At 34.3% G+C, this 16,412-nt stretch carries 16 protein-coding genes; 10 read left to right on the plus strand and 6 right to left on the minus strand.

Annotation, left to right across the window (positions count from 1 at the left end):
- Complete coding sequence (locus BB050_RS00460) at nucleotides 1-411, plus strand: hypothetical protein (RefSeq protein ID WP_066032195.1); 411 nt, start codon at nucleotides 1-3, stop codon at nucleotides 409-411.
- Nucleotides 412-511: 100 nt separating this feature from the next.
- Here the strand turns inward: BB050_RS00460 and BB050_RS00465 are convergent, their stop codons facing one another.
- From BB050_RS00465 to BB050_RS00480, 4 genes are all read right to left on the minus strand, one after another.
- A complete protein-coding gene (locus BB050_RS00465) occupies nucleotides 512-1,423 on the minus strand; it encodes a LamG domain-containing protein (protein WP_066032196.1) in 912 nt (303 codons plus the stop codon).
- A 353-nt stretch (nucleotides 1,424-1,776) separates the two neighbouring features.
- The gene (locus BB050_RS00470; RefSeq protein WP_066032197.1) at nucleotides 1,777-2,676 is read right to left on the minus strand and encodes a LamG domain-containing protein; all 900 of its coding nucleotides are present in this window, start codon (nucleotides 2,674-2,676) and stop codon (nucleotides 1,777-1,779) included.
- A 346-nt stretch (nucleotides 2,677-3,022) separates the two neighbouring features.
- A complete protein-coding gene (locus BB050_RS00475) occupies nucleotides 3,023-4,063 on the minus strand; it encodes a PLP-dependent cysteine synthase family protein (protein ID WP_008462690.1) in 1,041 nt (346 codons plus the stop codon).
- 71 nt (nucleotides 4,064-4,134) lie between these two features.
- The gene (locus tag BB050_RS00480; protein ID WP_066032198.1) at nucleotides 4,135-6,270 is read right to left on the minus strand and encodes a S9 family peptidase; all 2,136 of its coding nucleotides are present in this window, start codon (nucleotides 6,268-6,270) and stop codon (nucleotides 4,135-4,137) included.
- Between the two features lie 69 nt (nucleotides 6,271-6,339).
- Here BB050_RS00480 and BB050_RS00485 point away from each other — a divergent pair, with 69 nt between their 5' ends.
- Nucleotides 6,340-6,660, plus strand: a complete 321-nt coding sequence (locus BB050_RS00485) for a YbaB/EbfC family nucleoid-associated protein (RefSeq protein ID WP_008462685.1) — start codon at nucleotides 6,340-6,342, stop codon at nucleotides 6,658-6,660.
- Nucleotides 6,661-6,743: 83 nt separating this feature from the next.
- On the opposite strand, the gene BB050_RS00490 is transcribed toward BB050_RS00485, so the two are convergent.
- Entirely contained in the window at nucleotides 6,744-7,763 is a 1,020-nt protein-coding gene (locus tag BB050_RS00490; protein WP_066032199.1) for a threonine aldolase family protein, read from the minus strand.
- 151 nt (nucleotides 7,764-7,914) lie between these two features.
- Between BB050_RS00490 and prfB the strand changes: the two genes are divergently transcribed.
- From prfB to hemN, 8 genes are all read left to right on the plus strand, one after another.
- Nucleotides 7,915-9,013, plus strand: a protein-coding gene (prfB, locus tag BB050_RS00495; protein ID WP_119789908.1) for a peptide chain release factor 2 whose coding sequence is annotated in 2 segments (ribosomal slippage) — nucleotides 7,915-7,977 and nucleotides 7,979-9,013 — 1,098 coding nt in all. Because the reading frame shifts where the segments join, the coding sequence is not laid out codon by codon here.
- Between the two features lie 65 nt (nucleotides 9,014-9,078).
- On the plus strand, nucleotides 9,079-9,525 hold the full coding sequence (msrB, locus tag BB050_RS00500) for a peptide-methionine (R)-S-oxide reductase MsrB (protein ID WP_066032200.1): 447 nt from the start codon (nucleotides 9,079-9,081) through the stop codon (nucleotides 9,523-9,525).
- A gap of 334 nt (nucleotides 9,526-9,859) precedes the next feature.
- Nucleotides 9,860-10,858, plus strand: a complete 999-nt coding sequence (lpxD, locus tag BB050_RS00505) for a UDP-3-O-(3-hydroxymyristoyl)glucosamine N-acyltransferase (RefSeq protein ID WP_008462680.1) — start codon at nucleotides 9,860-9,862, stop codon at nucleotides 10,856-10,858.
- Between the two features lie 143 nt (nucleotides 10,859-11,001).
- Entirely contained in the window at nucleotides 11,002-12,630 is a 1,629-nt protein-coding gene (locus BB050_RS00510) for an acyl-CoA carboxylase subunit beta (RefSeq protein ID WP_008462679.1), read from the plus strand.
- A gap of 122 nt (nucleotides 12,631-12,752) precedes the next feature.
- Complete coding sequence (locus BB050_RS00515) at nucleotides 12,753-13,175, plus strand: DoxX family protein (RefSeq protein WP_008462678.1); 423 nt, start codon at nucleotides 12,753-12,755, stop codon at nucleotides 13,173-13,175.
- Between the two features lie 96 nt (nucleotides 13,176-13,271).
- Entirely contained in the window at nucleotides 13,272-13,619 is a 348-nt protein-coding gene (locus tag BB050_RS00520; protein ID WP_008462677.1) for a hypothetical protein, read from the plus strand.
- A gap of 106 nt (nucleotides 13,620-13,725) precedes the next feature.
- Nucleotides 13,726-14,202, plus strand: coding sequence for a hypothetical protein (locus BB050_RS00525; protein WP_066032201.1), 477 nt, complete (start codon nucleotides 13,726-13,728; stop codon nucleotides 14,200-14,202).
- 120 nt (nucleotides 14,203-14,322) lie between these two features.
- Nucleotides 14,323-15,687 carry an oxygen-independent coproporphyrinogen III oxidase gene (gene hemN / locus BB050_RS00530; protein ID WP_066032202.1) on the plus strand — a complete coding sequence of 455 codons (1,365 nt, stop codon included), beginning with the start codon at nucleotides 14,323-14,325 and terminating at the stop codon, nucleotides 15,685-15,687.
- 17 nt (nucleotides 15,688-15,704) lie between these two features.
- On the opposite strand, the gene BB050_RS00535 is transcribed toward hemN, so the two are convergent.
- Nucleotides 15,705-16,406: a sulfite exporter TauE/SafE family protein gene (locus BB050_RS00535; protein ID WP_066032203.1), complete on the minus strand. Its 702-nt coding sequence runs from the start codon at nucleotides 16,404-16,406 to the stop codon at nucleotides 15,705-15,707.
- Between the last annotated feature and the right edge of the window lie 6 nt (nucleotides 16,407-16,412).

The raw sequence follows: 16,412 nt of genomic DNA on the forward strand, positions 1-16,412 counted from the left end.
ATGTCTTATATAGATACAAGCACAATACCAAATTGTAAAATTGAAGAAAAGAGATTTGAATGGGGGGAGCCTTACAAAATATATTCACCAATTTTTTACTTAACAAGCCAATCAACTTCAAAGCTAAAAAATTCAATTATTTTGTTTGGAGAAAATAATTTTAAGAAGCAACTATTAATGATTTATAATGTTCTAAATAATTATGATGAGTTTGATAAAATTGAAAGTTATGAAGAAGAAGAAGATTTTAATAGAGAAGAAATCCTAGCATTAATCAATTTTTATATTAACAAGAATGAAAATTTAATGGCTCCATGGGAAAAATATGAAATTGGACTTAATGAGGATGATTATTTTACTTATTTTAAAGAAAAAATAACTGACAATTTATATTCAGTAAAGAATGTGTAATTTTTATTGAACAAAATGCCCCAAAATAATATCTAACTTTTTGGGGCATGTTCAAAATTCCAAAAGGCTTTTTTACGATATAAAAGACAAATAAGAAACTTTACTTCTTCCCATTCGTATTAATAACCTTAATCAAATAAGTACCTTCTGGCAAATCTGTAATATTAGAAGCATTGGCACTCATTATTTGTCTTCCTTGAGAGAAAACCTCAATAATTTTACCGCTTTTATTTGTTTCAACAGAAGCTGCGGGTGCCGGTACAGATGCTTTTGCAGGTGTTGTAACAGTCTTTTTAGATGCACTTGATGTTGCAAGACTTGAAACAGGCGCGCCTTCGGTTACTGGCGAACCACTTGGCTTAGAACTATTATATGCTTCTTTAACTTGTTCGTCTGTCATGGCGACACTATACAATCTTAAATCGTCAATATCTGCGTTGATACTCGTTGAGGTATTTAATTTCCCTAGATTTAAAATATACCCTTTTGCCGAACGCTGAATTCCTTCTGCAGACTTTAACAATTCGCCGTTACGATAGATTTTTGAAACATTTCCGTCATAAGTTATACTATAAAAATACCAGACTTCTTTTACTAATGGCACTGAAACGATCACATTATTTGTATCTCCCCAGCCTACCAGACTCAAATCTGAATTGCTTCCAGACACGGGCTGTTGTACTAATCCAAAATATTGTCCGTTTACTGCTGCACCGTATCCTAAAATGTAATTTGGAATATTCACCGCATTAAATTTTACCCAAACCGATATAGTTTTTGGTTTATTATCCTGCGGAAGCTCTCCTACTACAGCCTGATAAGCTTTATTTGTAAGTCGCAAAGCGCTTTTGGGACTTCCCATTCTATCGTTAACAAAAAGTGGCGTTCCTAAAAAAGAAATGGAATTATCAGCACTGTTAAGATTACCGTTAAAATTAAATTCCTGTACCGGATTTTGCGCATTGGCAGTTAAAAAATTTACAAACATTAACGTGAGTAATATTTTTTTCATAGTTATAGGTTTTTATCAGAATAGTGGTAAATGGGCAAATAGTGTAAAATAGCAATTTGAATCATTTTCTCGACTTCAAACTTTCGTTTATTATTTTCATAAATTTTGTTAAAACTATAATTTTAATTCAGCATCACCAAACGATTCCTACACACAAATGCATAATTCTCACAAAATTATAATTAACACGTAAAACAATAATGCTTTCATGCATTTTAGACAACTTTAGAAGGGAAATTAAAACTAAAAAAAGCTTCCTGATCCCAGAAAGCTTCCCTTACTATTCCAAAAACTCAATTGCTTACGCAATAAAAAAATACTAACTAACATTTAAAAACAAACTAAAAAACCATTTATTTTGAAGTAATTTTCTTTGATGCAGTGCTGGTAATTTTTAATAAATAAGTCCCTTCAGGGAGATCTGCTATGTTCGCTGCATTACTTCCCAATATTTTTTGTCCTTGCGAATAAACTTCTACACTTTTAGTTGTATCGTTAACTTCATTTGAAGTAATAATAGCTTCACTTGCAGTTTTTGCTTTTACAAATGTTTTTCCCGTTTTAGCTTCTACAGATCCCACAGGAGACAAATTAGAAACCTTTTCGCTATCATACAATTCTTTTACCTGAACTGGAGTCAAAGCCATATTATAAATCTTTAAATCATCTATATCAGCATTTATTCCAACCATTGTATTGATTTCTCCCAATCTAAAAATATTGCCATTTGTAGATCTAGTCATACCTTCCAGATACTTCAGTAATTTACCGTCACGGTATATCTTAGAAGTAGTACCTTCATAGGTAATAGTATAATGGTACCAAATATTTTTTTCTAGCGGTGTAGATACGATAACATCATTAGAAGCTCCCCAAGCCGCTAAACTTAGGTCAGAGTTAGAAGAAGTTGTTCCTTGCTGCAATAAACCGCAATATTGAGCATTTAAAGGATTTCCGTAACCCCAAATATAATTTGCATTTGAAATATCGTTGAATTTAACCCAAATACTGATTGTTCTTGAGCTTTTTCCTTGTGGCAGATTATCAATTACTGCTTCTAAAGCTTTATTATTTAACCGCTGAGCGCCTTTCAGAACACCCGCTCTATCAGCTACATAATTGTCGGTTCCAATGAATGAAATTGTATTTGCCGTATTGTTTAAAGTACCATTAAAGTTAAATTCCTGAATCGGTGTTTGTGCATTCACATTCAAAAAACTTACAAACAATATTGTAAGTAGTAATTTTTTCATAATAGTAGATTTTAGGGATTAAACAACTTTCGTTATCTTAACACCTCAAAACTAGACTATTATAATTTTCACAAGAAAAATTTCCGATAAAATGCCTAAAAATTCGTTAAAATAACGTTTTTCATTCATTTTGACGGTAAAAACATTTTTAAAAAATCATAAATAATATTAAAATATTAAACTTAACTCAAATAAAATCACAATTTCTTACGTATAAATACGGTATATTCAACAAAATAATTATTTTAACTTTTTACAAAAAAAAACTTATCACAGAGAAAAGTTTATCACAAAAAAAAACTCCATTCAAGAACGAATGGAGTTTTATATTTTGAAAGTACTTTTATTACTTTACGAATTCAATTTTTTGAGCTTCTTCTTCATTAACGCTATCAAAGAAACCTTGCTCGTTCATCCAGTCATCGCTAAATACTTTACTCATGTAGCGAGAACCATGATCTGGGAATATGGCAATAATATTGCTGTCTTTTGTAAATTCTCCTTCTTCAGCATATTGCTTAATAGCTTGCATTACTGCTCCTGAAGTATATCCAACAAATAAACCTTCTTTTCTAGTGATTTCTCTAGCAGAGTGAGCACTTTCTTCGTCGGTTACTTTCATGAATTTATCAATGATATCAAAATCTGTAGCAGATGGGATTAAGTTTTTACCAAGACCTTCTATACGATATGGGTAAATTTCTTTGCTGTCAAACTCTTTTGTCTCGTGGTATTTTTTCAATACAGATCCAAAAGCATCAACTCCTAAGATTCTAATATTCGGATTTTTTTCTTTTAAGAATTTTGCAGTTCCAGAGATAGTTCCTCCTGTTCCGCTGCAAGCAACTAAGTGCGTAATTTGTCCTTTTGTTTGTTCCCAAATCTCTGGACCTGTAGTGTTGTAGTGGGCATCAATATTTAACTGGTTGAAATATTGATTAATGTAGACTGACCCTTTTGTCTCTTCGTGCAAACGTTTGGCTACATTATAATAAGATCTTTCATCATCTGCAGAAACATGAGCCGGACAGACATACACTTTGGCGCCTAAACTTCTCAACATGTCAATTTTGTCTTTAGATGATTTTGAGCTTACTGCCAAAATACAATTGTAACCTTTAATAATGCTTACCATTGCTAAACTAAATCCTGTATTACCAGAGGTAGTTTCGATAATGGTATCTCCCGGAGATAGAATTCCTTTTCTCTCGGCTTCTTCAATAATATATAACGCTATTCTATCTTTTGAGGAATGACCTGGGTTGAAAGCTTCTACCTTTGCGTAGAAATTTCCTTCTAACTCTTCGGTAATTTTATTTAGCTTAATAAGGGGGGTGTTTCCTATTAACTCTAAAACATTATTATAAGCAGTTATTTCTTCTTTCATAAAAAAATAGTTAATCAAAGGCCTTTTTAAATTAACCTTGATAGGTTGCAAATTTAACAAAAAATTTCTAATTAGCTTTTAATTTTTTCTAAATCTAATAAAAAACTAAATTCCTTTGCTAAGTCTTTTAAAGCCTCAAAACGTCCCGAAGCCCCGCCATGACCTGCATCCATGTTGGTATCTAAAAACAAAAGTTTGTTATTTATTTTTAAATCTCTCAGTTTTGCAACCCATTTAGCTGGCTCCCAATATTGTACCTGCGAATCATGTAATCCAGTAGAAACATACATATTAGGATATTCCTGCGCTTTTACATTATCGTAAGGTGAATACGATAACATATAGTCGTAATATTTTTTATTGTTTGGGTTACCCCATTCGTCATACTCTCCAGTTGTAAGCGGAATACTGTCGTCTAACATCGTAGTAATTACGTCTACAAAAGGCACCTGAGCGATAACGCCATTATACAATTCAGGAGCTTCATTTACGATTACTCCCATTAAAAGTCCGCCAGCAGATCCTCCTTCTGCATAGAGATGTTCGGGAGAAGTGTACTTTTGGTCTATTACAAATTTAGAGCAATCGATGAAATCTGTAAAGGTATTTTTCTTTTTTAACAGTTTTCCGTCCTCATACCATTGTCTTCCTAAGTCCTCACCTCCTCTAATATGCGCAATAGCGTAAACAAATCCGCGGTCTAAGAGCGATAACCTTGTGGAAGAAAAATACGTATCCATTGTAATTCCGTAAGAACCATACGCATAAAGCAGTAACGGATTTTTACCGTTTTTCTCCAATCCCTTTCGGTAAACCATAGAAATTGGCACTTTTACACCATCTCTGGCAGTTGCCCAGACTCTCTCTTCTATGTAATTTTCTTTATCAAACTTTCCTCCTAAAACCTGTTGCTCTTTCAAGATTTCCTTGGTTTTGGTCTTCATATTAAAATCAATTACCGAAGACGGAGTTGCCAATGACTGATAGCTGTAACGCAAAATATCGGTATCAAAATCAACATTGGTTGTAGTGTAAGCATTATAGGTTTCACTGCCAAAAGGAAGATAATAATCTGGCTCGCCATTCCAAGGCATGATTCGAATATGATTTAATCCGTTAGAGCGCTCTTCAACAACCAAATAGTTTTTAAAGATCTCAATATCTTCCAATAAAACATCTTCTCTATGCGGAATAAGATCGACCCAGTTTTTCTTTCCTGTTTTGCTTTCAGGCGTTTTCATCAATTTAAAATTGGTCGCCTTATCTTTATTAGTCAAAACATAAAATGAATCCTCGTAATGAGAAATGCTATATTCTAATCCGCGCACACGGGGCTGGAAAACCGTAAATTCCTCATCAGGATTATCTGAATTCAAAATTCTATATTCAGTTGTCAAAGTGCTTCCAGAGCCAATAACAATGTATTTTTTTGATTTTTCTTTGCTGATAGAAACATTAAAAGTATCGTCAACTTCATCATAAACCAAAACATCATTTTCTGAACTAGTGTTTAATTTATGTCTAAAAACTTTATCAGCCCTTAATGTCACCTGATCTTGTCTCACATAAAAAATAGTATTGTTATCGTTTGCCCAAACAGAAGCTCCGGTAACATTTTCTATTTTATCTGCTAATATTTCGCCTGTTTCTAAGTTTTTTATTTGAATGGTATAAATTCTTCTCCCTACGATATCTACTCCAAAACTGGCAAATTTGTTATCTGGGCTAATACTCAAACCTCCTAATTTGAAATAAGCATGTCCTTTTGCCATTTCGTTACAGTCAAAAAGAATTTCTTCATCTGCAGAAAGTCTTCCCTTTTTTCGAGCGAAAATTGGATAATCTTGACCTGTTTCAAAACGCGTAATGTAAAAATACCCATTGTAGAAATAAGGAACCGAAGAGTCATCTTCTTTAATTCTACTTTTCATTTCCTCAAAGAGACTTTCTTTCAAATTTTGAGTGTGGGCAGTCATGCTTTCGTAATAAGCATTCTCCTGATTCAGATAATCTATTACCTCTGGGTTTTCTCTGTCATTAAGCCAGAAATAGTTGTCAATTCTAGTTTCTTTATGTTTTTTTAATGTCTTTGGAATTATTTTAGCCTTTGGGGCCGATATATCATTTTGCATTGATTGAGCATTAATTTTTAAATATGAAGACGCAAAAATAGCACAAACCCAACAGAACAAAATTAATTTTTTCATAAAATATTCTATTGAATTAACACAGCAATATACTAATTTTGTCTGAAATAATTTAAAAAATCAACAAAAATGGATTTAATGGGAATGATGGGTAAACTTAAAGAAACCCAACAAAAAATTGAAGATACAAAAAAGCGTTTAGATACTGTTTTGATTGATGAACAAAGCGCTGACGGATTATTGAAAGTTACTATTACAGCAAGCAGAAAAATAAAATCTCTTTCTATTGACGATTCTCTTTTAGAAGATAAAGAGCAACTAGAAGATTACTTAATTGTAACGCTAAATAAAGCTATAGAAAAAGCAACAAGTGTAAACGAAAGAGAATTAGATGCTGTTGCAAGAATGGACATGCCTTCTATTCCTGGAATGGATAATCTTTTTAAATAAGATTCTAAGAAACTAAGATTCTAAGTTTCTGAGCTTTTCTTTTATTGTGAAGACTTAGAATCTTAGAGCCTTAGCAACTTTCTCTAAAACTTCGAAAGCGTTTCCAACACATATGTATGCATTACTTCTTTGTAATCTAAATGTGTTACGATTCTAAGTTTGTTGTGTCCAAGCGAACTTATTAATATATTTTTCTGTTTTAATTTCTCAATTAATAATTGATCGCTGTAGCCTTCTGCAAGCGAAAAAATCAAAATATTAGTTTCTACAGGTTCAATTGACGCAATCCAAGGTTTTGTGCTTAAGATTTTTGCTATTTCTTTTGCTCTGCGGTGATCTTCTGCCAATCTTTCGATATTATGAGCTAAAGCATACAATCCTGCCGCAGCTAAATAACCAACTTGACGCATTCCCCCACCCAATATCTTTCTGATTCTCAACGCTCTGTGAATATCAGCTTTACTTCCAAGCAATACAGAACCAATTGGAGCGCCTAAACCTTTAGACAAACAAACCGAAATAGTATCAAAAATAGCTCCGAATTCTCTAGGATTCTGTCTTTTAGCTACCAATGCATTCCAAATTCTTGCTCCATCTAAGTGAAACTTCAAATTATGAGCGTCGCAAACCTTTTTTATTTCTCTTAAATCTTCCAATTCGTAACACGCGCCTCCGCCTTTATTGGTTGTATTTTCAACACAAACCAAACTGGTTAATGGACTATGATAAAATTCTGGATCGTTTATTGCCGCTTTTACTTGCGCCGCCGTAATCATACCACGATTTCCATCTAGGAGGCAGCAAGAAACGCCACTGTTGAAAGAAACACCTCCTCCTTCATAATGATAAACGTGAGCATATTTATCAGCTATTAGCTGTTCGCCAGGCTGCGTATGCAGTTTTATTGCAGTCTGGTTTGCCATAGTTCCAGACGGAAAGAAAAGTCCAGCTTCCATACCAAAAAACTCTGCTGTTCTATTTTCCAATTCAATCACCGTTGGGTCCTGTTTGTACACGTCATCGCCAACGTGGGCGTTAAACATATACTGCAGCATTTCATAAGTAGGCTTTGTTATGGTATCGCTGATTAAATTTATTTCCATATTCTAAAAACTATATCTTATTTTTGTATGCAAAATTACGTATTACTTATAGTTATTCTCAGCAAGTTTTGGTAAAATTTAACTCGCTAGTTTCTCTAGACCAAATTAACGTAATAATTCTAAAAAACATATAAAACCTAGTAATTAATTTATGACAACAGCCGAACAAGTAAAAGGTATTGTGGAGCGCCTTGGTGCGTTGAGGAGGTATCTTTGACGTTGATGCCAAGCTAATCGAAATTGCAAACGAAGAAGAAAAAACGTTTGCACCTGATTTTTGGAACAATCCAAAAGAAGCAGAAAACATTGTAAAAAATCTTCGAAACAAGAAAAAATGGATTGAAGATTATGATAAAGCAGTCTCTCTTACAGAAGAATTACAGCTTGCTTATGATTTCTACAAAGAAGGAGAACTTTCTGTAGATGAATTGGATGAACAATATAATGTTGCTCAAGCACACATTGAAAACATCGAATTCAAAAACATGCTTTCTGACGAAGGAGACAGTTTAAGCGCTGTGGTTCAGATTACTGCGGGAGCAGGCGGAACTGAAAGCTGTGACTGGGCAGGAATGCTGATGCGTATGTACATGATGTGGGGAGAAAGTTATGGCTATAAAATAAAAGAACTTAACTTTCAGGAAGGTGACGTAGCCGGAATTAAAACCGTAACTTTAGAATTCGAAGGAGATTATTCTTTTGGATATCTTAAAGGTGAAAATGGTGTTCACCGTTTGGTTCGAATTTCGCCTTTTGACAGTAATGCAAAACGTCATACTTCATTTGTTTCTGTGTATGTTTATCCGCTTGTAGATGATAGTATCGAGATTGACATTAACCCTGCCGATATCGAAATTACAACTTCTCGTTCGAGTGGTGCTGGAGGACAAAACGTAAACAAAGTTGAAACGAAAGTACAGCTTGTTCACAAACCAACCGGAATCCAGATTCAGTGTTCTGAAACAAGATCACAGCAGGATAACAGACAGCGCGCTATGCAAATGCTTCGTTCTCAATTGTATGAAATCGAATTAAAAAAACAGCAAGCACAGCGTGCTGACATTGAAGCAAGCAAAATGAAAATCGAATGGGGTTCGCAGATTCGTAACTACGTAATGCAACCTTATAAATTGGTAAAAGATGTTCGCACTGGTTACGAAACTAGCGATGTTGACGGCGTTATGAACGGAAATATCGATCCTTTCTTGAAAGCCTATCTGATGATGATGGGACAAAAAGAGGAAGAGTAAACAGTCACAGTTTACGGTCACAGTAAACTTGAAACCTGAAACTTGAAACTTTAAAACAAAAAGTTATGATAAAATGGGCAGATGTAATTCATTTTACAAATAAAGGAAATCCAACTCCAGACAAAAAAGTGGAGAAAACGGAGGAAGAATGGAAACAGATTCTAACGCCAGAAGAATTTCAGGTAACTCGTTTAAAAGGAACTGAAAGATCTTTTAGTTCCGAATTATGCAGCTTGTTTGATCCTGGAATTTATGAATGTAAATGTTGCGGAACAGTTCTTTTTGATGCAAGCGAAAAGTTTGAATCTGGCACAGGATGGCCCTCATTTACCCAACCTGTAAAAGAAAATGTTATTGCTTATCATGCTGACAAGTCATATGGAATGATCCGTGTTGAGGTAGTCTGCAATGTATGCGACTCTCATTTAGGGCATGTTTTCCCTGACGGACCTCCTCCGAGTGGTCTGCGTTATTGCATCAATGCAGTTTCATTATCAAAAATCAAAGAATAATTTATAAAAAGCGATTCACTAAAAAAGTGAATCGCTTTTTTTATTAATCATCACTTATAAAAATGATTTAACAAAACAAATGTAAGCCATCACTTAACAATTATTTTTTTTAGCTTTTAGTCCTCAATTTTAGCTTTTAAAATTAGAAATCTAAACAATCGCCCCATTAGCACATTGAAAAACTTTTATTTAATTAATATTTTAAATGTTAATTTTATAAAAAACAGATCTATATTTTAAACAATTATTAAGAAACAAGAATAATTAATTAGGTAATTAAAATGTATTTCATTTTATTTGGCAAAAAATAACCTAAGTCGATTAAAATTTGTCAATGAGATCCTATTCAATTCAAGAAATTAATGAAGTTATAAATGGCGTAATTTACGGCAGCACTTCGCAAGGCATTACTGCCACAGAACAACTAGAAAAAGCAACAACTTCAGAAATTTCATTTATTGGAAACAAGAAATACGAAAAATACTGGTCGACTTCTAATGCTTCAATCGCGATTGTGAACGAAGACATTTCGATTGAGCCGGGAGAAAATCGAGCTTTTATAAAAGTCAAAAATGCCGATTTGGCAATGTCACAAATCCTTGCTCTTTTTGCTCCCCCTGCCCCAATCTTTCATTACAATATTCATAAAACCGCAACTGTAGACGAAACAGCCATAATTGGCGAAGGTGCTAAAATTGGCGCTGGCTGTTACATTGGCCCAAAAGTTGAAATTGGAGCTAATGCTATAATTTATCCAAATGTTACCATTTTAGACGAATGCACAATCGGAAGAAACACAACCATCTGGTCTGGAAGCGTTGTTCGTGAGCGCTGTCATATTGGCAACGAATGCATTATTCATCCAAACGCAACAATTGGTGCAGACGGTTTCGGTTTTCGTCCTTGCGAAGAAAATGGACTTGTAAAAATTCCGCAAATTGGTAATGTAATAATTGGAAACAGGGTTGAAATCGGAGCTAATACTTGCGTAGATCGCGGAAAATTTAGTTCAACTATTGTTGGAGACGGATGCAAAATTGACAATTTGGTGCAGATTGGACATAATAGCAAACTCGGAAAGTTCTGTATCATGGCTGGAAACAGCGGTTTAGCAGGTTCTGTAACTTTAGGAAACGGAGTTATTATTGGCGGAAGCGCTTCAATAAAAGATCACACCACTATTGGAGATGGCGCGGTAATTGGTGCTGGATCTGGTGTTACTGGAGATGTTCCTGCTGGAAAAACTATGTTAGGATATCCTGCTGTTGAAGCTCGTGATGCTTTAAAACAATGGGCTTTGCTGAAACAAATGGTTTGTGGCCTTAAAAAATAATATCACTTAAAATCGAAAAAAGAACATCCGCTAAAACGGGTGTTTTTTTTATTAATGCTATTTCTTAATTCATAAAGCAACTCGTTTATTTCAATTGATTTTGTAAATTAGCCAACACTATTTTATCAAATCAATACTATATCATGGATTTAAACTTCAATAAAAACGAAGATCACAATAAATTACTTCTTTCTGAATTAAAACAAAAATTTGCCAAAGTTAAATTGGGTGGTGGCGAAAAAAGAATCGAAAAACTGCATGCCGAAGGTAAAATGACCGCTCGCGAAAGAATTGCTTATTTATTGGACGAAAATTCTAAAAGTATTGAAATTGGAGGTTTTGCTGGTGAAGGAATGTATCCAGAACACGGCGGTTGTCCATCTGGAGGTGTTGTGGTGAAAATTGGCTACATCAGAGGAAAACAATGTATTGTCGTTGCCAATGATGCTACTGTAAAAGCTGGAGCTTGGTTTCCGATAACAGGAAAGAAAAACCTTCGCGCACAAGAAATAGCAATGGAAAACCGACTCCCAATTATTTATCTTGTAGATAGCGCAGGAGTTTATTTGCCAATGCAGGATGAAATTTTCCCTGATAAAGAACATTTCGGACGCATCTTTAGAAACAACGCCCAAATGAGCAGTATGGGAATCACGCAAATAGCTGCCGTTATGGGAAGCTGTGTTGCTGGTGGCGCCTATCTCCCAATCATGAGCGATGAAGCTTTAATCGTTGACAAAACCGGAAGTATTTTCCTTGCGGGAAGTTATTTAGTAAAAGCTGCAATTGGCGAAACTATCGACAATGAAACTCTTGGCGGAGCAACAACTCATTGCGAAATTTCGGGTGTTACCGATTATAAAGCCAAAGACGATAAAGATGCTTTAGACAAAATCAAAAACATTGTAGATAAAATTGGTGATTTTGACAAAGCTGGCTACAGCAGAATCAAAGCCGAAAAACCTGCTTTAGATCCAAATGAAATTTACGGAATTCTTCCAAAAGCAAGAACCGAGCAATATGATATGATGGAAATCATCAAACGTTTGGTCGATAATTCTGAATTTGAAGCGTATAAAGATGGTTACGGACAATCTCTAATAACAGGATATGCCAGAATTGATGGTTGGGCTGTCGGAATTGTTGCCAATCAAAGGAAAGTCGTAAAAACCAAAAAAGGTGAAATGCAGTTTGGTGGTGTAATTTATTCTGACAGTGCTGACAAGGCTACTCGTTTTATTGCCAACTGCAACCAGAAAAAGATTCCGCTAGTGTTTTTACAAGACGTTACTGGTTTTATGGTGGGTTCAAAATCAGAACACGGCGGTATTATTAAAGACGGTGCCAAAATGGTAAATGCTGTTAGTAATTCGGTTGTTCCTAAATTTACAGTTATTGTTGGAAACTCCTACGGAGCAGGAAATTACGCAATGTGCGGAAAAGCTTATGATCCTAGATTGATATTTGCATGGCCAAGTGCAGAACTTGCTGTTATGGGCGGAACTCAAGCGGCGAAAGTTTTGGCGCAAATAGAGGCTTCTTCGCTTAAAGCAAAAGGAGAAACTGTCGACGAAGCAAAAGAAGCTGAATTATTCGATAAAATAAAAGCCCGTTACGACGAGCAGACTTCGCCTTACTATGCTGCTTCAAGACTTTGGACAGATGCCATTATTGATCCATTAGAAACCCGCAATTGGATTTCGATAGGAATTGAAGCTGCAAACCATGCTCCGATTCAAAAACCATTTAATTTAGGAGTCATTCAGGTATAATGATTTAAGAATTCTCAACAAGACGTTAAATAAAAAGTAAAAAACTTATTTTCAAGGTGTTAAAAATAAATATCTGATTAAAAATTAGTAACTTAGTACATAATTTTTAATCACACAACATCATGGAAAATGTAAAAAGTTTGAATAAATGGGCGAACTCGCACACTTATTTACCAGTTGATTTAGTACGTATTGTTTTGGGTGGATTTTTATTTATGAAAGGTGTCTCTTTCGTCACCAATGTTCAATACCTGCATGATTTGATTTCCCCGATTGATAAGTTTGGAGGAGGTATGTTTATGCTGCATTACATTGCTCCAGCCCACATGATTGGTGGTATAATGATTATTTTTGGGCTTTTGACCAGATGGGCAATCGCTGCTCAATTACCCATTTTATTTGGTGCTGTTCTTGTCAACTCTATGGGAAGAATGCATTCTGAAAGTTTAATTTTAGCTATAGTCGTTTTATTAGTCTGCATATTCTTCCTGTTTTATGGAAGCGGCAAACATTCAGCAGATTATTATTTTAAAATGCAACAATAACCTCATCAGTCCTCAGTTCCGCTGAGGACTTTTTTTGAATGTTAATTAATTCTATAAAATTTCTTTAATTGCGTTTTATGACTTAAATTCGCCGACATGAATTGGATTCGTAAAACCGTTATTCTTATTACACTTATACTTGCAGGACTGTTTGCTTATCAGGCAAACCAATCTGCTGTACACGTAATTGAAACGGAAAAATCCGATACCAACTTCTGCAAAGACATTCCTGATTCGTCTGCATTTATACAGCCTCAGGGAAGTTATCAGCTTGCGGCAAACGTCAAAACAAATCCTACTGGAATAATTAAATGTTTTGAGAACCTTTTACCGCTTATCCCGCAGCATCAAACCGTTACACACACTACAGCATATACTAAACTCTTTACAACACAAAGTAAAAAGGTTTTAGTCATACTCTATGCTTTCCATTTTTTCTGGTAAATAAATACTTGATTTTTCATTAGAAGATCTATTCTTCACCACGTACTTAACCGTTTTCAAATCGAGAACTGTTTTGCATATCATTTATTTATTACATTAAAACATTATGGAAACTACTACCACAATAATGGGAATTGTGATTTTAATCATTGTTGCTATCCCAATATATTTCTCTGCACGTTCATCTGCAGCAAGTAAATCGAGAATTTTAAACATCAAAAAAAGATTCAATCCCAATCATCCAGAAGATTTTGATTTGACAGAATCAATCAACAATAAGACTTTAACAATTGATCAAAAAAACAATAAGTTTATTTTGATGAATTTCAATCCAAATCAGCAAGAGTCAATTTATGTCGATTTGAATACAATTTCTTCATGCAAATTAGTTCCAACAACAGATGCTGGTTCTGATACTATTGTTAAAATTGATTTTGATTTTCAAGAAAAAGAAACTGGTAAAAAAATAATAATTCCATTCTATGATTTTGACGATGACCGCATCAAACAGATTAGCGTCTATCAAGATCATCAGTTTGCGAAAAAATGGCTTAAAATCATCCAAGATTCTATATCACGTTAGTTATTTAATTCAGAAAAGAGGCTCCAATTTGGCCTCTTTTTTTTTTGCGTTTTACATGATATTTGTCATTTTATGTCTTAGTTTGAAGTTTTAATTTTGAGGTAAACTAAATCCGTCATTATGAAAATTTCTTTGACTCAAAAGTACAATGTCCCAGGTCCAAGATATACTAGTTATCCGACTGTTCCTTATTGGAATGAAGCAGACTTTACGTCCGAAAAATGGATTACTACTTTAAGGCAATCATTTTCTGAAAGCAATTCAAGAAACGGAATAAGTTTATACATTCACCTGCCTTTCTGCGAAAGCATGTGCACTTTCTGTGGATGCAATAAACGCATTACAAAAAATCACTCAGTAGAAGAAAAATACATTCATGCAGTTCTAAAAGAATGGAAAATGTATTGTGATTTACTTCCTGAAAAGCCTGTAATCAAAGAAATTCATTTGGGTGGAGGAACACCAACCTTCTTTTCAAAAGAAAATTTAGAATGTCTTATTAACGGAATTTTTGATTATGCTGTAAAAGCAGAAAATCACGAATTTAGTTTTGAAGGGCATCCAAACAATACTACTCACGAACAACTCAAAAAACTATATGATTTAGGCTTTCGCCGAGTGAGTTTTGGCGTTCAAGATTATTCTCCTACAGTTCAAAAAGCAATTAATAGAATTCAGCCTTTTCATAATGTTGCCAAAGTAACTTTTTGGGCAAAAGAAATTGGCTATACTTCAATTGGGCACGATATTATTTTTGGGCTTCCATTTCAAACTATCGAAGATGTCGTAGATACAGTCGAGAAAACCAATTCTTTAAAACCAGATCGATTGGCATTTTATAGCTATGCGCATGTGCCGTGGATAAAAGGAAACGGACAGAGAGGCTTTAATGACGAAAACCTGCCAAAGGATGCCGAAAAAAGAAAACTATATGAAATTGGTAAAAAGCTTCTGATTCAAAACGGATATCACGAAATTGGCATGGATCATTTTGCTTTAAAAGGCGATAGTTTATACAAGGCAGCTCACAACGGAAATCTGCATAGAAATTTCATGGGATACAGCGCTTCCAAAACTCAAGTTATGATTGGTTTAGGCGTTTCTTCAATAAGTGATAGCTGGTACAGTTTTGCTCAAAACACCAAAAGTCTAGAAGAATATTATGAAATTTTAGAATCGGATAAACTTCCTGTTGTAAAGGGTCATATTTTAAACGATGAAGATCTTATCATTAGAAAACACATTCTGAATCTAACCTGCGAATTGGAAACTTCCTGGACTGCAGAATCTTTAAATTTTGCTGAACTTCCTGAAGTTTTAATTGCTTTAAAAGAAATAGAAAACGATAATTTGATTATTATTGAAAACAATAAAATCACAATTACCGAAGAAGGGAGACCTTTTGTCCGTAATATCTGTATGGCATTTGACTTACATCTAAAAAGAAAGTCACCGGAAACAAACCTGTTTTCGATGACTGTATAATAACTTAAATATATCTTCTAGTGGCAGTTTGGAGTCTGCTGTACAAACAAACTCATGTTTGAGGGAGAGATATATGGAATTCCTAATCCCAATCCACGAAGGATGAATAAAACACCAATTATAACAGCTACATACGGAATTGCCTTTTGGATTTTATTTCTGAAAGGCAATTTTAATAATGAGTTGACATAAACCACAACCGTCATTAGCGGTATAGTCCCAATCCCGAATAAAAGCATGTAGAGAACACCAAGACTTGCACTCTGCATGGCAATTGCTCCAAATAAAGCAACATAAACCATTCCGCATGGCAGAAATCCGTTTAGAAGGCCAATAGTAAAAAGAGATTTGTAACTCTTGTTTTTAAACTGGCTACCTAAATTCGATTTAATTTTAGAAATGATTTTATAAATAGGTTTAGAAAAATTGTATTGAGCAAATTTTTTCTCTGGAATCAAAACCACAACAATCATAATTACACCAATAATTATTGACATTTTCTGCTGCAAGCCAGCTAGAAAAAAACCTCTTCCCAATAATCCAAAAATCAATCCAATTGTTGAATAAGCAGTTAATCGTCCAAAGTGATACGTCATAATCTGCATTGCCTTTTTAGCTTCATTTTGCCTATCTACAGGAAGCATCATAGCAATTGGTCCACACATTCCAACACAGTGCAGACTGCTGATTAAACCTAAAAAGAAAGCAGAGAATAACATTTTATT

Source organism: Flavobacterium anhuiense, from assembly GCF_001705175.1.
Classification (GTDB): Bacteria; Bacteroidota; Bacteroidia; order Flavobacteriales; family Flavobacteriaceae; genus Flavobacterium; species Flavobacterium anhuiense.